Annotated in this window: 16 protein-coding genes; 7 read left to right on the top strand and 9 right to left on the bottom strand. The window is 63.1% G+C overall.

From position 1 onward, the window contains the following. Positions 1-39: 39 nt before the first annotated feature. The 8 genes from J3P73_RS30370 to J3P73_RS30405 form a co-directional block, all read right to left on the bottom strand. Positions 40-1,728: an ABC transporter ATP-binding protein gene (locus J3P73_RS30370; RefSeq protein ID WP_018071169.1), complete on the bottom strand. Its 1,689-nt coding sequence runs from the start codon at positions 1,726-1,728 to the stop codon at positions 40-42. Continuing rightward, positions 1,725-2,669: an acetamidase/formamidase family protein gene (locus J3P73_RS30375; protein WP_018071170.1), complete on the bottom strand. Its 945-nt coding sequence runs from the start codon at positions 2,667-2,669 to the stop codon at positions 1,725-1,727. The genes J3P73_RS30370 and J3P73_RS30375 overlap by 4 nt, the downstream gene beginning before the upstream one ends. A 67-nt stretch (positions 2,670-2,736) precedes the next feature. Next, positions 2,737-4,356: an ABC transporter substrate-binding protein gene (locus tag J3P73_RS30380; RefSeq protein ID WP_164567627.1), complete on the bottom strand. Its 1,620-nt coding sequence runs from the start codon at positions 4,354-4,356 to the stop codon at positions 2,737-2,739. Positions 4,357-4,381: 25 nt separating this feature from the next. Continuing rightward, positions 4,382-5,302 carry an ABC transporter permease gene (locus J3P73_RS30385; RefSeq protein ID WP_024320038.1) on the bottom strand — a complete coding sequence of 307 codons (921 nt, stop codon included), beginning with the start codon at positions 5,300-5,302 and terminating at the stop codon, positions 4,382-4,384. After that, the gene (locus J3P73_RS30390; protein WP_027690184.1) at positions 5,302-6,150 is read right to left on the bottom strand and encodes an ABC transporter permease; all 849 of its coding nucleotides are present in this window, start codon (positions 6,148-6,150) and stop codon (positions 5,302-5,304) included. The genes J3P73_RS30385 and J3P73_RS30390 overlap by 1 nt, the downstream gene beginning before the upstream one ends. Further along, positions 6,150-6,731, bottom strand: a complete 582-nt coding sequence (locus J3P73_RS30395; protein ID WP_164567626.1) for an ANTAR domain-containing response regulator — start codon at positions 6,729-6,731, stop codon at positions 6,150-6,152. Before J3P73_RS30395 ends, J3P73_RS30390 begins: the two co-directional genes overlap by 1 nt. Continuing rightward, complete coding sequence (locus tag J3P73_RS30400; RefSeq protein ID WP_207580043.1) at positions 6,728-7,861, bottom strand: transporter substrate-binding protein; 1,134 nt, start codon at positions 7,859-7,861, stop codon at positions 6,728-6,730. The genes J3P73_RS30395 and J3P73_RS30400 overlap by 4 nt, the downstream gene beginning before the upstream one ends. Before the next feature lie 225 nt (positions 7,862-8,086). After that, a complete protein-coding gene (locus J3P73_RS30405) occupies positions 8,087-8,671 on the bottom strand; it encodes a DUF1349 domain-containing protein (protein WP_024320042.1) in 585 nt (194 codons plus the stop codon). 226 nt (positions 8,672-8,897) lie between these two features. Between J3P73_RS30405 and J3P73_RS30410 the strand changes: the two genes are divergently transcribed. The 6 genes from J3P73_RS30410 (at position 8,898) to J3P73_RS30435 (ending at position 16,014) form a co-directional block, all read left to right on the top strand. Next, the gene (locus tag J3P73_RS30410; protein WP_018483465.1) at positions 8,898-10,424 is read left to right on the top strand and encodes an ABC transporter substrate-binding protein; all 1,527 of its coding nucleotides are present in this window, start codon (positions 8,898-8,900) and stop codon (positions 10,422-10,424) included. 80 nt (positions 10,425-10,504) lie between these two features. Further along, positions 10,505-11,446 carry an ABC transporter permease gene (locus J3P73_RS30415; RefSeq protein WP_164034466.1) on the top strand — a complete coding sequence of 314 codons (942 nt, stop codon included), beginning with the start codon at positions 10,505-10,507 and terminating at the stop codon, positions 11,444-11,446. Continuing rightward, on the top strand, positions 11,446-12,315 hold the full coding sequence (locus J3P73_RS30420) for an ABC transporter permease (protein WP_130666324.1): 870 nt from the start codon (positions 11,446-11,448) through the stop codon (positions 12,313-12,315). Before J3P73_RS30415 ends, J3P73_RS30420 begins: the two co-directional genes overlap by 1 nt. 50 nt (positions 12,316-12,365) lie before the next feature. Next, positions 12,366-12,878, top strand: a complete 513-nt coding sequence (locus tag J3P73_RS30425) for a RidA family protein (protein WP_024320046.1) — start codon at positions 12,366-12,368, stop codon at positions 12,876-12,878. A gap of 68 nt (positions 12,879-12,946) precedes the next feature. Then, positions 12,947-14,143 carry an aminotransferase class V-fold PLP-dependent enzyme gene (locus tag J3P73_RS30430; RefSeq protein ID WP_130699188.1) on the top strand — a complete coding sequence of 399 codons (1,197 nt, stop codon included), beginning with the start codon at positions 12,947-12,949 and terminating at the stop codon, positions 14,141-14,143. Positions 14,144-14,178: 35 nt separating this feature from the next. Continuing rightward, positions 14,179-16,014, top strand: a complete 1,836-nt coding sequence (locus J3P73_RS30435; protein ID WP_207580044.1) for an ABC transporter ATP-binding protein — start codon at positions 14,179-14,181, stop codon at positions 16,012-16,014. A 31-nt stretch (positions 16,015-16,045) separates the two neighbouring features. Here J3P73_RS30435 and J3P73_RS30440 read toward each other — a convergent pair whose 3' ends face one another. Beyond that, positions 16,046-17,260 carry a polyhydroxyalkanoate depolymerase gene (locus J3P73_RS30440; RefSeq protein WP_026170827.1) on the bottom strand — a complete coding sequence of 405 codons (1,215 nt, stop codon included), beginning with the start codon at positions 17,258-17,260 and terminating at the stop codon, positions 16,046-16,048. Positions 17,261-17,383: 123 nt separating this feature from the next. Here J3P73_RS30440 and J3P73_RS30445 point away from each other — a divergent pair, with 123 nt between their 5' ends. Continuing rightward, the gene (locus J3P73_RS30445; protein ID WP_130666327.1) at positions 17,384-18,037 is read left to right on the top strand and encodes a glutathione S-transferase; all 654 of its coding nucleotides are present in this window, start codon (positions 17,384-17,386) and stop codon (positions 18,035-18,037) included. Positions 18,038-18,128: the final 91 nt, after the last annotated feature.

Here is an 18,128-nt window from a genome sequence, read left to right on the forward strand (position 1 = left end):
CGCTCCTCGTCGACATTCTAGTCAGTCTCAAACCTTCAATCACGCATGCGCTTCCCTGCCGCGATAGACCTCCGGATCGGGGATCGGAACCGCGGCGATCAGCGCGCGGGTATAGTCATCCCTCGGGTTCTCGAAGATATCCCGCCGCGTGCCGGTTTCGATGATGCGGCCGGCGCGCATGACGGCGACGTTGTGGGACATGCGCTCGACGACGGCCATGTCGTGGGAGATGAAGAGATAAGCGAGCCCCATGGTTTCCTGCAGTTCGAGCAGCAGGTCGAGCACCCGGGCGCGGACGGAGACGTCAAGCGCTGCGACGCTCTCGTCGGCGACGATCAGCTTTGGCTCCAGTGCCAGCGCCCGGGCGATGCAGATGCGCTGGCGCTGGCCGCCTGAAAACTCGTGCGGATAGCGCGTCGCTGCATCAGGCGTCAGGCCGACCCGGCGCAGCAGTTCGGCGACGCGGTCTTGCCGTTCGCTGTGGTTGCCGATGCCGTGGATGAGCATCGGTTCGCCGATCGCCTTGCCGACGGCCATGCGCGGGTCGAGCGAGGCATAGGGATCCTGGAAGATCATCTGCGCCGAGCGGCGCACGGGCCGCATCTCGCGCTGGCTGAGGCCGGCGATATTGCGGCCGTCGATCAGGACATTGCCCTTGAAGGGGATGAGGCCGAGCACGGCCTTGCCTGTCGTCGATTTGCCCGAGCCGCTTTCGCCGACGAGACCTAGCGTTTCACCCGGCAGGATATCGAAGGAGACGCCGTCTACGGCTGCAACCGGCGGCTTGCCCTTGAAAAACCGGCTTGCGGCATTGCCATAGGTGACGGTGAGGTCGCGCACGTTCAGAACCGGCGTGCGGTCCGGATGCAGCGTCTCGACGGCGCGCTGCGTGATGCGCGGTGGATGATCGGTGCCGGCAAGCGCGCCGAGCCGCGGGACGGCGGCCAGCAATTGCTGCGTATAGGCTTCCTTCGGCCGCTGGAAGACGGCGAGCGCCGTTCCCTGCTCGACGATCCTGCCATTCTGCATGATGACGACGCGATCGGCCATTTCGGCGACAACGCCCATGTCGTGAGTGATCAGGATGATCGAGGCGCCGAATTCGCGCTTCAACTCGCGCATCAGCCTGAGGATTTGCGCCTGCACGGTGACGTCGAGTGCCGTCGTCGGCTCGTCGGCAATCAGCACCTTCGGCCGGCAGGAGAGCGCCATGGCGATCATCACCCGCTGGCGCATGCCGCCGGAAAGCTCGTGCGGATATTGCTTCAGCCGCCGGGCCGGCTCGGTGATCTGCACGGCATCGAGCATCTTCAGTGCCACCGCCTCGGCATTGTCGCTGCCCTGGTGCGCGCGGATTGCCTCGGTCAGCTGGTTGCCGACCGACATGACCGGGTTCAGCGAGGTCATCGGCTCCTGGAACACCATGGCGATATCGCCGCCGCGCACGCTGCGCATCGCCCGGTCGGAAAGCCTGAGCAGGTCGCGCTCGCCAAGCAGCACGCTGCCGGAGGCGACCTTCAGCGAGGCCTTCGGCAAGAGCCCCATGATCGACAGCGAGGTGACCGACTTGCCGGAACCGGATTCGCCGGCAATGCAGAGCGTTTCGCCGCTTGCAAGCGCGAAGCTGACATCCTGCAGCACCGGCTTGCGGCCTTCGGGTGTGCGGGCATCGACGCTCAGATTGCGAAGGCTGAGCACCGGTGCTGCGGCGGGCATGGCTTCGTTCACGCGAACACGATCCTCGGGAAGTAGAAGGAAACCACCCAGTTCGGCTGGTCGACGATCTCGCTGATGCGCAGATCGCCGCAGACCGAGCAGAGCAGATAGGCATCGATGGCGCTCATGCCATGTTCGGCGCCGAGAAGATCGATCATGCGCATGACGCTTTCGCGCGCCCCGGTCATCAGGTCAGGGCCGATGCCTGTCGTGACCTCGTAGCCGGCGCCGTCGAGATGGCGCGTCACCGGTTCGGTCGTGGTGAAGCGCGGCGTCTGCAGCCTGGCGTCCTTGACGAGCTCGATCGTCGCTTCGACGTTCATCTGGCTTTCGATCGCCGTGCCGCAGACTTCGCCATCACCCTGGGCGGCATGGGTATCACCGATCGAAAACAGCGCGCCGTCGACCTCGACGGGCAGGTAGAGCGTTACCCCCGCCGTCAGGTCGCGGATGTCCATGTTGCCGCCGACGCGACGCGGGGGAACGACGGAGTGGGTGCCGGGCTCGGCGGGTGCGACGCCGATCGTGCCGGCAAAAGGCTTCAGCGGCACGCGGCCGCCCGGACCGTAAAGGGCTGGCACCATGCTGTTGGCGTCATAAGACCAGACATGCAGCGCCGGGTCCTTGAACTGGTCGGCAAGCAGGCCGAAGCCCGGGATATTGGCCGTCCAGCCGACGCCCGAGGGAATGAACTTGCGTAGCGTCACCTTCAGCGCATCGCCGGGTTTCGCGCCTTCGATATAGACCGGGCCGGAGACCGGGTTGATCTTGCCGAAATCGAGCGCGTTCAGCGTTTCCAGCGTCGCGTCGCTTCCGATCTGGCCACCGGATGAATCCATGCACTCGAAGTGGATCGTCTCGCCAGGCTTGGCGACGACGGCGGGGGCGAAATCCTTGTTCCAGCCGAAATTATGCTGGGCGCGGTGGATGGTGTGGGTGCAGGCGATGCACATGTCATATCTCCCTCGATTTTATGACGCCTTCCCGGCGTGGACCGGGAAGGCTTTGTTTCTTCAGGGCTTATTGCTTGACGTAGATCGCGTCGTAATTGATGACGCGGGTCGGATCGATGTAGATGTTGTCGGCACCGCCCATGCGCAGCGACTTGGCGACGACGCGGCGTTCGTTGATCACAGGGATCCACGGCGCATCGGCCATGATGTCGGTGAAGACCTTGCCCCAGGCGGCAGTACGCTCGGCTGCCTTTGCCGGGTCGGACATCGAGTCAGCGGCAACGGCGCGCTTGTCGAGATCGGCGTTGCAGTACCATGACCAGTTCCAGCCGCCCGGAACCGCGCCGGCGCAGCCGAGGATCGGGCCGTAGAAGTTGGACGGGTCCGGGAAGTCGGCGATCCAGGCCATGCCGCCCGACCAGATCATCGGCGCTTCGCCTTCCGTGCCGCCGGCCGAGATGACGTTTGCCTGGGCGAGCGCCCGGACTTCGGCCTTGACGCCGACAGCGGCCAGATCCTGCTGGATCGCCTGGGCGATACGCGGCTGCGGGTCGGTGTTGGTGGAGTAGAGCACGGTTTCGAAGCCGTCGGGATAGCCGGCTTCGGCAAGCAGCGCCTTGGCTTTTGCCACGTCATAGGCATAGCCGGTGAAGGCCTTGTCGTAGCCCGGCATCAGCGGCGGCAGCGGCTGGTTGGCAGGCGTTGCGCGGCCGTTGAGGATGCGGGTGATGCGGTCCTTGTTGATTGCCATGTTCAGCGCCTGGCGAACCTTGACGTTGTCGAAGGGCTTCACCTTGGTGTTCAGCGTGATGTAGCCGGTGTGCAGCTGTTCGCCGTCGACGATCATCTGTGCGCCGTCTGCCGAGTTCTTGATTTCGAGGAATTTCGCCGGCGGAATGCCGTCGCCGGCAATGTCGACCTCACCCTTCTGCAGGCGCAGCAATGCGACGAGCGGCTCCTGGCCGACCTCGACCTTGAAGCTGTCGATATAGGGAACGCCCTTGACGAAATAATCCTTGTTGCGCTCGAAAACGAGCTGCTGGCCGATCGTCCAATCCTTCAGGATGAAGGTGCCGGAGCCGACGGGCTTCTTGCCGAAGTCGCCGGCGGCCGCCTCGACGGCTTCCTTCGGCACGACCGAGGCGAAGTTGATGGCAAGCACGTGCAGGAAGGTGGCGTCGGGACGCGAGAGATTGAAGATGACGGTGCTGTCATCCGGCGTCTCGATGCCGGAGAGCGTCGTCGTCTTGCCGCCGGTTTCATCCTCGAAGCCCTTGATGGCGCCGAAGAAGCCGGCGCCAGGCCCCTGCGTCTTCGGGTCGACGGCGCGTTCGATCGAATATTTCACGTCGGAGGCGACGACCTCGCGGCCGTTCGAGAACTTCACGCCCTTGTGCAGCTTGAAGGTATAGATCAAGCCGTCGGGCGAAACGGTGAAGCTCTCGGCAAGCGAGGGCACCGGGTTCGGCGTGCCGGGCGCATAATCCATCAGGCGGGAATAAAGGCTTTTGATCATCGACCAGTTGACCCAGTCGTAGCCGACCGCGGGGTCGAGCGTGGTGATGTCGTCCTTGTAGGTGACGACGATATCGCCGCCCTGCTTGGGCGTTTCCTCGGCCATGACGGACAATGGGGCGAGCGCCACCATCGTTGCCATGGTCGTCTGTTGCAGCCAGCGTTTGAACATCTTGGTTCCCCTTCTTTGGTTGCTGTCAGCGTGTGCGGATGCGCGGATCGATGACCGGCGCGACGAGGTCGGCAAGCAGGTTGCCGATGATGATGGCCAGCGCCGACGTCAGCGTGACGCCCATGATGATCGGGATATCGACCTGCTGGATCGCCTGCCAGGCGAGCTGGCCGATGCCGGGCCAGCCATAGACCGCTTCGACCACGACCACGCCGCCCATGAACTGGCCGATATCGATGCCGATCATCGCGATGATCGGCAGCACGGCATTGGGCAGCGCATGCCGCAGGATGACGCGCTTCGAGGAAAGGCCCTTGGCGCGCGCCGTGCGGACATAATCCTGGTTCAGCACGTCGATCATCGACGAGCGCACCATGCGGGCGTACCAGCCGGCGCCGCAGATGCCGAGTGTTACAGCCGGCAGGACGAGATGCGAGAAGCTGCCGTAGCCGCTCATCGGAAACCAGCCGAGCGTTGCCGCCAGCAGGTAGAGCAGCAGCAGGGCAACGAGGAACTGCGGCGCCGAGGTGCCGACAAAGCTGGCCATCATCACCAGCCGGTCGACGAAGCCGCCGCGCCGCACGGCGGCGATGGTGCCGAGCGTCAGGCCGAGCACCACCTCGACGAAGATGCCGGCAAGCATCAGCGTCAGCGTCGCCGGCAGGCGGGCGGCGATCAGCGTCCAGACATCGGTCTTCTGCGCATAGGAGCGGCCGAGATTGCCGTGCAGCAGATTGCCGAGATAGGTGCCGAACTGGACCAGCAGCGGCTGGTCGAGGCCGAGCTCATGGCGGATGTTGGCGACCGTCTGGGCGGTGGCGCTGCGGCCGGCGATCATGCGGGCCGGATCGGCCGGAAGGGCGTAGAGCAGCACGAAGGTGATGGCAGCGACGCCGAGCAGGATGAGGGCCGCCTGCGCCAGCCGGCGCAGCATGAGTGACGCCATCAGCCCCTCCCGCGCTGGGTCGGGTCGAGAATGTCGCGCAGCGCGTCGCCCACCAGATTGAAGGAAAGCGCCGTCAGAAGGATGATCGCGCCCGGAATGAAGACCAGCCAGGGAGCGGCCTGGAAATAGCTTTGGCTCTCGAAGATGATGTTGCCCCAGGAGGGCTGCGGCGGCTGGACACCGACGCCGAGGAAGGAGAGTGTGGCCTCGAGCAGCACGGTGGTGGCGATGCCGAGCGTTCCCCAGACGATTGCCGTCGGCATGAGATGCGGCAGGATATGCATGAAGAGCACGCGCATATGGCCGGCGCCGAGCGAGCGTTCGGCCATGATGAAATCGCGCTCCACCAGGCCGCGAGTCTCGGTATAGACGATGCGGGCGACCTGCACCCAGTTGACCAGCGCGATCACCATGGCGACGATCCAGAGGCTCGGCTTCAAAAGGGCCGCCAGCACGATGGCGAGCAGCAGCGCCGGAAAGGCCATCATCAGATCGGTGAAGCGCATCAGGATGTTGCCCGGCAATCCGCGGAGATAACCGGCAACGATGCCGACGAAGAGGCCGATTGCTACCGCGATGCCATTGGCGACAAGGCCGATGATCAGCGAGGTGCGGGCGCCAAAGAGCAGGCGCGAGAAGAGGTCGCGGCCGAGTGTGTCGGTGCCCAGCAGATAGGGACCGCCCGGCGGCAGCGGCGCGCCTTCGAGCGAGAGGCCGTCAAACATCTGCTCGTCGGGGCTGAACGGCGCGATCCACGGCGCTGCGATGGCGAGCCCGATGACGAGTGTGACGACGATCAGGCCGAAGAGGGCCGTCGGCTGGCGGATCATCTGTTTCAGCACATGCATCAGCCCGCCTCCGGCAGGGGTTCGGCACCCGCCAGGATGAAGGCTGATATCTGCTCCATCGGCAGGCGGCGGCGCATGGCGCAATTGCGCAGGATTGCGTAAGCGCTCTCCTCGTCGATGCCGTGTGCGGCCTGCAGCTTTTCGACGGCGGCGTGAACAAGCGGCCGCAGCCGGACGCGCTCTTCGAGATATTGCAGCTTTTCCGCAGTCGCCCTGCGCTCCTGATGAATGGAGACGGCCATGACAAGCGCCGGATAGACGGCCGATGTGGCGATCGGCTTGGCGATGATCGCGCCGGCACCCTGTCCGAGCGCCCAGGCGATGCGGCCGGGCGCTTCCGAACCAAGCAAGGCGACGACGGGGCAAGCAGGCGTTTCGCCGTTCCAGGGCAGCAGATCGTCCCAGCCCTGGTCGGCATCGACGATGACGAGATCGGGCAGTGCCGCAGCCGAAAGCGGCGCCCATTGCAGCGTTGCATGGATGCCGAGCAGGCGAAGCTGGCGGATCAGCTTTTCGGTGTTGCCGTCCTCGCGATGCAGGACCATCGCCTGCCAGCCGGTGAAATTGGGTGTCTCTCTCATGACACCACCCTTAGCCGTGGAAAGGCCTGGCGGTTGCGGCCGGTCAGATAGGGGTCGGCAGCGAGCGGCGGCCGTGAGGCGACGACATCGAAGCCGTTGTCGGCGTTGATCCGGCCGAGATGGAAGGGCAGGGCGGCATGATTGGTCTCGCGGTCGATCGAAAGCGTGCCGAACGGGGTCGGCCAGGATCGATTGTAGAGCTCGCGCCGGACGGCGTCGGGCTCGTCACCGCCGGCAGCGACGATCGCGTCGACGCAGAGCCGGACGGCCGTATAGGCGCTGGCAAAGACGCTGGAGACACGCCGCTCGGCGCCGTGACGCTCAGTGACACGGGCCTTGAAGGCGGCATTTTCGGGGGTCGCGATACTGTCGAAATAGGAAGCGGCGCAAAGCTGGCCGGCAGCAGCTCCGGCGGCGATATCGTCGAGTTCGCATTCCATCAGGTCGCAGCTGACCACCGGGCAGTTTTCCGCGCGGAAGGCCGGGTCGCGATCACCGAGGGCCTTGATCGCCTCCAGGAAGGCGTAGCTCGAGGGGCCGATCAGATTGTTGAGGATGAAGCTCGGGCGGCGTTGTGCGATCTCGGCGACAATGCGCTCGACGGCGGTCTCCTCAAGCGGAAGATAGCGTTCGCCAAGTATTTCGCCGCCGGCATTGGTAATGAGTTCGCGGCCGAGCCGGTTCATCTCCCAGCCCCAGACATAGTTTGCGCCGACGAGATAGGGCCTTGCGCCGAAACGCGGGATCAGGTGCTCGAACAGCGGCAGCAGATGCTGGTTGGGACAGCCGCCGACATAGATGACGTTCTCGTTGGCCTCGAAGCCTTCATAGGGGCACATGTACCAGAGCAGGCCGTCATGTTTCTCGACGAGCGGGATGACTTCCTTGCGTGCCGCAGAGGTGATCGTGCCGACGATATGGCGGCAGCCGGCGCGCAGAAGATGGCGCGCGCCATCGAGATAGGCGGCAAGATCGGCATGCGGATCGAAGAAGACGGGTTCGATCGCCAGCCCTTCGACGCCGGCATATTCGGCCATCGCGAAATCGGCGCCGTCGCGCGCGTCGCGGCCCATCGAGCCGTAAGGCCCGGTGGTCGAATAGAGGATGCCGATTTTCAGCGTGTCGTTCATGAAGTGACCACATCAAAAACCCCACGACGCTGGTCCCATCGAGCGATGAGGCGTCATGGGGCGAAACTGCCCAGAGACTATCGGAGTCATGTCAATGCGGCCGGCCTTTTGCCTATTCCGCAGGCTTGAGTAAAATACAGGCAGCTTGTCTTTGTCAAGTGTGCTGCGCTGCACTCGCAGTCATTTGATCTTGTTCTTTCGGTAGAGCCGTGAAGGGACGCTCTTCTAGCTCAAATCATGCAGATCCCTGGTAATTGCCGGCCCAATCGAGAATTCGGAGAAGCGGACTGCCAACCCGCTGCGCTCAGGCGTGCAGGCCGTGGGTCCGACCTCGTAGTGATCGGCAGCCGGGAAGGGGGCGAGCCGCAGCAGCGGCCAGAAACTGCCATCGCGCGAAGCCTGGATGCGCATCGCGCCGTTGGCGACGGTGACGCGGATGTAGAAATCCTCCAATTCCCTGAAAGGCTGCGCCACGGACCAGTCGGACTTGCCGTCGGTGACGACGGTGCTGAGGAAGGCTTCGCCGTCGGTGAACTCGACGCCTGTTTTCACCCAGCGTTTCTCGTCGATGCGCACCATCAGGCCGGCCTGGTCGTAGAGGGTGCGGAATTCGCCCTGGACGCGGATCTGCGCGGTGAAGCCGTCGGTGGTGGGAAAGGCGAGGAAATGGCCGCTGTCGCGGGTGAAGCCATAATGGGTTTCCCGCCAGAAATCGGTATTCTCGTCGGTCGTCAGGGTGAGACCTGCGTCGGCCGCCCGCCATTGAGCCGGCTCGTTCAGCCATTTTCCGTCGTTGAAATCGATGCTCATCCTGTTCTCCCGTTCCCTTGAAGCTTGACTCAGGGCGATCGCCTCACCTTGGCACAATGCGCGGCCGTGGTGCAGGCGGGCGCAGCCGAAGATTGTGTATTTTTCCGGCGTCCGGGTATCCGCCCCAGGCATAATCCGTCGCTCGTGCTTGACAGGATCGATCCATCTCCTATTCTGTTACAAAAAGATGAATTACATAATTGTGGAACTAAGCGGGAGCCATCACATGAAAACACTGGTCGCATTCCTTCTCGGCACTGCGCTCGTCGCCCTGCCTTCGACACTCCTTGCCCAGGAAAAGGGTGGCGTCATCAATGTCGCGACGATCGGCGAACCGCCGACGCTCGATCCGATGTCGTCGACGGCCGATCTGGTCGGCATCGTCACGCAGCACATTTTCGAAACGCTCTACACCTTCGACAAGAGCTGGAACGTCACGCCGCTTCTGGCCGAAAGCCTGCCTGAGATCAGCGCCGACGGCAAAACCTATACGATCAAGCTCAGGACCGGCATCAAGTTCCACGACAATACCGATATGACCTCGGAAGATGTCGTCGCCTCGCTTGGCCGTTGGATGAAGATCGCCTCGCGCGGCAAGCAGGTGGCCGGCTTCATCGAATCCGTTACCGCCGTCGATCCGGCGACCGTCAAGATTGCGCTGAAGCAGCCCTATGCGCCGCTGACCTCGCTGCTCGCCTTCAACAATTCGGCCGCGATCATCATCCCGTCGGAAAAGCAGGACGAGCCGATGAAGGACTTCATCGGCACCGGTCCCTATATGCTGAAGGAGCGCAAGGCCGACCAGTATATCCAGCTCGTCCGTTTCGATGGCTATAAGTCCCGCGAAGGCGACAGCAATGGTTACGGCGGCGCCCGTCATCAATATCTCGATGAGATCCGCTTCGTGCCGGTGCCGGATCCGAACACCCGCGTCGAAGCCGCCGTTTCCGGCCAGTATGATTATGTTGACTCGATCCCTGTGGAATCCTACGACAAGTTGAAGGCCTCCACCGCCTCGCAGCCGATCATCCTGAAGCCCTTCGGTTATCCCGTCTTCGTCTTCAACACGAAGGAGGGGAGTGCTGGGAATGTCGAGGTTCGCAAGGCGATTCGCCAGGCGCTCAGCATGGAAGACATGCTGGCCGCGGCTTTCGGCAGCAAGGATTTTTATGCGCTCGACGGCGCCATCTATCCCAAGACCTTTGCCTGGTCGACGGATGCTGGCGTCGAGGGCGCCTATAACGTCGCCGATCCGGAAGGGGCGGCGGCTGCCGCCAAGAAGGCCGGCTACAATGGCGAGCCGATCCGTATCCTGACCAGCCGCCAGTACGAGTTCCACTACAAGATGGCGCAGGTCGCCGCCGAATATCTGAAGCTTGCCGGCTTCACCGTCGATATGCAGGTTGTGGATTGGGCGACGCTGACGCAGCGCCGCACCGATCCGAAGCTCTGGGATATCTACATCACCCATAGCCCCTTCCTGCCGGAGCCTGCCCTCATCGGCTCGCTCTCGACCAGCTCGCCGGGCTGGTGGGATACGCCGGCCCGCAAGGCCGCTGTCGATGCCTTCACCTCGGAAGTCGATCCGAAGAAGCGCGTGGCGCTCTGGGCCGATGTCCAGAAGGCGATCTATGCCGACGCCCCCTTCATGAAGATCGGCGACTTCAACGCCGTTTCGGCGGAATCGACCAAGCTTGAAGGCGTCGATCCGGCTCCGTGGCCGTATTTCTGGAATGCTTCGATCAAGAAGTAAGCATCGCCACCGGTGCCGGCCATCCCTGGCCGGTACCGGTCTTCTTTTTTGCAGCATCTGCAAGGGTTTGCCAGGCATTCATGATACGCTACATCCTCCAGCGCCTGTTCGGCATGATCGTCGTGATGTTTCTCGTCGTCACGATCGTCTTCGTCATCGTGCGCGTGACCCCGGGCGATCCGGCCGCCGTCATGCTCGGGCCGGATGCGACGCCGCAGGATATTGCCGACCTCAGGGCCCGGCTCGGCCTCGATCAGTCGCTCGCCCTGCAATATGTCTATTATATCGGCCAGATGCTGAGAGGTGATCTCGGCCAGTCGATCTTCCTCAACATGCCTGTCACCTCGGCTCTGCTCGACCGGGCCGAGCCGACCTTTTTCCTGACTTTATTTTCGCTCGCAATCGCCAGCATCATCGCCTTGCCGATCGGTATTTATGCCGCCTATCGGCGCGGCTCCTTTGTCGACCAGGCGGCAACGACGCTCGCGATGTTTGCCGCCAGCATTCCAAGCTTCTGGCTCGGCCTGATCCTGATGCAGTTCTTCGCCGTCAGGCTGAACCTCTTCCCGGTCTCGGGCTATGGCGGTCCGGGCTCGACCTTCTTCGAGCGCATGTATCATCTGACGCTGCCGGCCTTTGCGCTCGGCATCGTTTCCTCCGCGCTGATCCTGCGTTTCACCCGCGCGTCGATGCTCGACGTGCTCGGCGACGACTATATCCGCACCGCCCGCGCCAAGGGGCTGATCGAGCGCCGGGTCATCCTCAAGCACGCGCTGAAGAATGCGCTGATCCCGATCCTGACTGTGATCGGCCTGACGGCGGCGGTGCTGATTTCAGGCGCCGTCGTCACCGAGACCGTCTTCGGCCTGCCGGGTGTCGGCAATCTCGTCGTCTCGGCGGTCCTGCGCCGTGACTATCCCGTCATCCAGGGCGCGCTGCTCGTCATCGCCGCCCTCTATGTGCTGATCAATTTTGCGATCGACATGCTCTATCTGCTGATTGATCCGAGGGTGCGCTACTGATGGCCGATATTGCAATCAAATCAGCCGAAGGCGAGGGCAGCAAATTCGCCAGGCGCCTCCTGAAGCGCAAGACGGTTGCCTGCGGCCTGTTGATCCTGACGATCTTCGTGCTTCTGGCAGTCTTTGCGCCTGTTGTCGCGCCCTATTCGCCGTCGAAGCTTTCCATCGTCAACCGGCTGAAACCGCCGAGCGGCACCTTTGTCTTCGGCACGGATGAGTTCGGCCGCGACGTCTTCTCACGCACCATCTTCGCCGGCCGCCTGTCGCTGCTCGTCGGTGTTGCGGTCGTGACCTTGTCGGCCGTGATCGGCGTGACGCTCGGCCTGCTTGCCGGCTTCTTCCAGAAGCTCGACACGCCGATCGCCCGGCTGATCGACGCGATGATGGCGTTTCCGGATATTCTGCTGGCGATCGCGCTCGTTGCTGCCCTCGGCCCGTCGCTGACCACTGTCATCATCGCGCTATCGATCGTCTATGCGCCGCGCCTTGCCCGCATCGTTCGCGCTTCGACGCTGGTCATTCGCGAGCTGCCCTATGTCGAGGCGGCGAGGGCGCTCGGCATCTCGACCTTCCATATCATGACGCGGCATGTGCTGCGCAATCTGCTGTCGCCGATCCTTGTGCAGGCGACGTTCCTCTTCGCCAGCGCCATGCTTGCCGAAGCCGGCCTGTCTTTCCTCGGCCTCGGCGTCAGCCCCGAAATACCGACCTGGGGAACGATGATCGCTGCCGGCCGCCAGTATATCGGCCAGGCGGACTGGATGACGCTGTTTCCGGGCGTCGCCATCATCCTCTCCGTGCTGTCGCTGCAGATGGTCGGCGATGGCCTCAGGGACATGCTCGATCCAAGACTTCGCAAGGATCTTTAATCCGCCGACCAAGCGTTGGCCCAATCGAAATTCGCTAAATCGAAAATTGCATGACAGGAGTTTGCGTGAATCAGTTTCCCACCGCCGCCGGCAAGGTCGAGAACTCGCCTTACGAACGGCTTGCCGCCCTCGGTATTGCGCTTCCGCCGCCGCCGCCGCCGATCGCCAATTTCGTGACGCACGTAATCGAAGGCAACATGCTCTACCTCTCCGGCCAGGGACCGCGCGAGGCCGACGGCCTCATGCATGCCGGCAAGGTCGGCGCCGGCATCAGTGTCGAGGAGGCCTATGGCCATGCGCGGCTGACCGGCATCAACCTGCTTGCCGTCATGCAGGATGCGCTCGGTGATCTCACCCGGGTCAAGCGGGTGGTCAAGCTGCTCGGCATGGTCAATGCCGTGCCTGAGTTCGAGGATCATCCGAGCGTCATCAACGGCTGTTCGGATCTGCTGATTGCAGTCTTCGGGCCGGCCGGCGAACATGCCCGCTCGGCCGTCGGCTTCGGCTCGCTGCCCGGCAACATCACCGTCGAGATCGAGGCGATCGTCGCCTTGCACGGCTGACGGGAACTCGACACACTTGATCGACCGCCCCATGTTTCGTTTTTCGACCCAGAATCCTGGAGATCTCCATGTCCACTGATATCCGCCCGTCGCTTGGCCTTCGCCCTGTCATCAATGTATCGGGCACCATGACCAGCCTCGGCGCCTCGATCGTCGTTCCAGAAGCGATCAGCGCGATGGCATCGATGCTGCCGCACTTCGTCGAGATCAACGATCTGCAGCGCAAGGCAAGCGCCGTCATCGCCCGGCTGACCGGCGGCGAGGCGGGCTTCGTCACCGCCTCCTGCTCGGCCGGTATTTCGCTCGCCGTTGCCGGCGCAATCACCGGCAACAATCTGCTGGCGATCGAGAGGCTGCCGGATGTCGTGTCGGAGAAGAACGAAGTGCTGGTGCAGATGGGCCATGTCGTCAGCTACGGCGCCCCGGTCGACCAGGCAATCCGGCTTGCCGGCGGCAAGGTCGTTCTTGTCGGGCAGGCGACCTCGACGCATCGCTTCCACGTGGAAAACGCCATCACCGACAAGACCGCCGCCGCCGTCTATATCGTCTCCCACCATGTCGTCGACTACGGCCTGTTGAATCTCAAGGAATTCGTCGAGATCGCCCATGCCAAGGGCGTGCCGGTCATCGTCGATGCGGCCTCGGAATATGACCTGCGCATCTTTCTCGAACAGGGCGCGGATATCGCGCTTTATTCCGGCCACAAATTCCTCGGCGGCCCGACCTCGGGCATCGTTGCCGGCAGGAAGGAGCTGGTGCGCCATGCCTTCCTGCAGAATATGGGCATCGGCCGCGGCATGAAGGTCGGCAAGGAGAGCATCTTTGGCGTCATGGCAGCACTCGAAGCCTGGGAAAACCGCGACCATGCCGGCATCCGGGAACGCGAGACCGGCTATCTCAACTTGTGGAAGCGCACGCTCGACGGCCGCCCTGGCCTCACAGCGCTGATCGAGCCCGATCCGACCAATAATCCGCTCGATCGGCTGCGCCTGATCGTCGATCCCGAGCAAGCCCATATCACCGCCTGGGATCTGGCCGATGCGCTTGCCAAGGGCAGCCCGCCGATCATCGTGCGCGATCACGAGGTGGAGCACCGCTATTTCTACCTCGACCCGTGCAATCTGCACCCGGGCGAGGAGAAGATTGTCGCGGAGCGCCTGGCGCAGGAACTCGACAAGGCGCGCGCCTCCAACGAGATCATCGCAACGCCGATCGAGAACCGCAGCAGGCACCGCTTCGACGGTGCGCTGCGCTGGCCGGATTGATCCGCCGACGCTCATCTGTCGCTAGAGGAACCACCATGGCCAGTGTCCAAACCCAACCGATCCAGACGACGACCGACGTTCTTTCTGTCGAAGGTCTGACGACCTCCTTCCTGGTGGACGGCGTCTGGAAACCGGTCGTGCGCGATGTTTCCTTCACGGTGGCGCCGGCCGAGACGGTGGCGATCGTCGGCGAATCCGGCTCGGGCAAGAGCGTCACCTCTCTCTCGATCATGCGGCTGCTGCAGGCGGATACCAGCCGCGTCGAGGGCCGCGTCATGCTCGGCGGACGCGACCTCCTGGCATTGCCGGAAAATGCCATGCGGCAGGTGCGCGGCAACGAGGTGGCGATGATCTTCCAGGAGCCGATGACATCGCTCAATCCGCTCTTCACCATCGGCGACCAGATATCCGAAGCACTGCTTTGCCATTCCGATATGAGCAGGGCCGATGCCAAAGCCGAAACGATAAGGCTGCTGGAAAAGGTCCGCATTCCCTCGGCTGCCTCGCGCTTCGGCGAATATCCGCATCGTTTTTCCGGCGGCATGCGCCAGCGGGTGATGATCGCCATGGCGCTCGCCAGCCGGCCGAAGCTGTTGATCGCCGACGAGCCGACGACGGCGCTCGACGTGACGATCCAGGGCCAGATCCTCGATCTCATCAAGATGCTGCAGGACGAGGAGGGGACCTCCGTTCTCTTCATCACCCATGACATGGGTGTCGTCGCCGAGATCGCCGACAGGACGGTGGTGATGTATCGCGGCGAACAGGTGGAAAGCGGCGCCACCGCCGATATCTTCCACCGCGGCAAACACCCCTATACGAGAGCGCTACTTTCAGCCGTGCCGGTGCTCGGCTCGATGCAGGGCAGGCAAAGGCCGCTGCGCTTTCCCGTGGTCAATACCGCAACGGGTGAATCGGACATTCCTGCCGAGGTTGCCGATACCGTCGCTGCAACACCGGTCCTGCAGGTGAAGAACCTCACCAAGCGCTTCGACATTCATTCCGGCCTGTTCGGCCGGCTGACCAGCCGGGTGCATGCCGTCGAAAACGTTTCCTTCGATCTTCATGCCGGCGAGACGCTGTCGCTCGTCGGCGAATCCGGCTGCGGCAAATCGACGACCGGGCGCGCCATCATGCGGCTTATCGAGCCGCAGGCCGGTTCCGTTCTCGTCGAGGGCAGGGAGGTGCTCGGCCTCGACAGGAAGGATCTGCGCGAGATGCGCAAATCCGTGCAGATGATCTTCCAGGATCCCTTTGCCAGCCTCAATCCGCGCATGACAGTTGGTGCGGCGATCGCCGAACCCTATCTCGAGCACAAGATGGGCAACGCGAAACAGGCAAAGGATGTCGTCGCCGATCTGCTGGTGAAGGTCGGTCTGTCCTCGGATATGGCCGCGCGCTATCCGCATGAATTTTCCGGCGGCCAGCGCCAGCGCATCTGCATCGCCCGCGCGCTTGCCTTGCAGCCGAAGGTCATCGTCGCCGACGAAAGCGTCTCGGCGCTCGACGTCTCGATCAAGGCGCAAGTCATCAACCTGATGCTCGACCTGCAGCAGAGCCTCAACCTTGCCTTCCTGTTCATCTCGCACGACATGGCCGTGGTCGAGCGCGTCAGCCATCGCGTGGCGGTGATGTATCTCGGAGAGATCGTCGAGATCGGCCCGCGGGCCGCGGTCTTCGAAAATCCGCAGCATCCCTATACGAAGAAACTCATTGCGGCAGTGCCCGTGCCGGATCCCGACCGTCGCCACGAAAAGCGGATGGTGGCGAATGACGAAATCAAGAGCCCGATGCGTGCCGTCGACTATCAGCCTGCAAGCACGTCTTATCGCGAAGTCGGACCTGGCCACCTGGTCATGGCCGATCGGTAGACTTGCCATCGCGTTTCGGATCTGACGGGCGCTATTCCATCGCCAGGATCATGTTGCGCACGACGGGGTAGATTTCCCCCTCCCAGCGGCGGCCGCTGAAGACGCCGTAATGTCCGACATTGGCCTGAAGATGATGGCGCTTCAGATGCGGGCGCAGTGCACGACAGAGATCGTGCGCGGCCGACGTCTGGCCGAGCGCGCAGATGTCGTCGCGGCCGCCCTCGACGGTCAAGAGCGCCGTGTTGCGGATCTGGCCCGGGTCGACCTTGCGGCCATGGTGTGTCAAGTCGCCGGTTGCGAGTTCCGCCTTCTGGAAGACGCGTTCGATGGTTTCGATGTAGAATTCTTCGGTAAGGTCGAGCACGGCGAAATATTCGTCGTAGAACTTCTTGATCTTGCCGGCTTCGGCCGTCTCGCCCTTCGCCAAATGGTCGTAGAGCTTGCGATGGGCGTCCTGATGGCGCTGCATGTTCATCGACATGAAGGCGACGAGCTGGAGGAAGCCGGGATAGACCCGCCGCCCGGCGCCCCGATAACGCCAGGGAACGCCCGTGATCAGCGAGTTCTCGAACCAAGCGAGCGACTTCGATACGGCAAGTTCGTTGACCTTCGTCGGGCTCTCGCGCGGATCGATCGGCCCGGCCATCAGCGTCATGGTGCGCGGGGTGGCGGGATGCCGCTCTTCCGACATCACGGCAACGGCGGCCAGCGCCTGGACGCAGGGCTGGCAGACGGCGAGGATATGAGCGCCGGGGCCGATTTCCTCCAGGAAATGCATGATATAATCGACATAGTCGTCCATGCCGAAGCGTCCGGCCGACAGCGGCACGTCGCGGGCGTTCGCCCAGTCGGTAATATAGACGTCGTGATCGCGCAGCAGGGTCTGCACCGTGCCGCGCAGGAGTGTTGCGAAATGGCCGGACAGCGGGGCGACGACCAGCACCCGCGGCCGCTTTGTATCGGTGTCCGTTGCAAAGCGCAGCAGCGTGCCGAAGGGCATGTCGAGTACGGTCTCGACGGTGACGGGCACCACGCGATTGCCGATCATGACCGAGTCTATGTCGAAATCCGGACGTTGGTGGGTGATCTCGAAGCGTGAGATCATCTCCAGCGCGGCGGCGAAGTGCCGTCCCATTTCGCTGCCGGATCCCCAGAGCGCTGTCGCGGAGAAGATTTGCAAGCGCCGCGCCAGATCGCGGAGCGGCGCGATGAGATCATCCTGGAACTGGTAGGCCTGGTAGAGCATGCCCGAAATCTCCCGCACTGCCGCATCGATGCGGCGGTGCAAAAAATGCTAGTGGAATATGTCCTGCCATGCGAGAAGATTATCGAGGAAGAAGCAACATTGTCCGGCAAGGATACGAGCGCGATGTCGCAAGCTGCACTGACGATTTCCTCGAAGAACTACTCCTCATGGTCTCTGCGCGGCTGGTTGCTGTGCCGGATGGCCGGGCTGGACTTCGCCGAAGTCCTTGTGGAGATGGATGACGAGGCGCGTCAGGAACTGCTTCTGCTTTCACCATCGGTCCTGGTGCCGAGGCTGACCCATGACGACGTGACTGTCTGGGACACGCTGGCGATTGCCGAATATCTCCATGAGGTCGTGCCGGATGCCAGGCTCTGGCCCACTGAGCGCGCGGCGCGCGCCCGCTGCCGGTCGGTCTCGGGCGAGATGCATTCGGGTTTCCATAACCTGCGCTCGGCATTGCCGATGAACCTCAAGGCGCGGCATGCGAGCTTCAAGATATTTTCGGGCGCGCGGCCCGATGTCGAGCGCGTCAAGGCGATCTGGACCGAATGCCTCGAGGCAAGCGGCGGGCCCTGGCTGTTCGGCACCACGCCGAGCGTGGCCGATGCGATGTATGCGCCGGTCTGCACCCGGTTCCGCACCTATGCGGTGGAGCTCGAACCGCAGCTCGAAGCCTATGTGGAAACGGTGCTGTCCTGGCCGCTGATGGGCGAATGGACGGAAGGGGCGATGGCCGAGCCGGACGAGATCGTCGAGTTGGAAGTCGAGTTCTGAAGGGAACGCGGCGGTGCGGCTCCGTATCGACTTTCACGCGACGAATTAAGAGTTGCCTGGAAGGTGAGCGGCGCATAAATCAGATGCAGTG

This window comes from Rhizobium ruizarguesonis (assembly GCF_017357285.1).
In the GTDB taxonomy this organism is placed as follows: Bacteria; Pseudomonadota; Alphaproteobacteria; order Rhizobiales; family Rhizobiaceae; genus Rhizobium; species Rhizobium ruizarguesonis.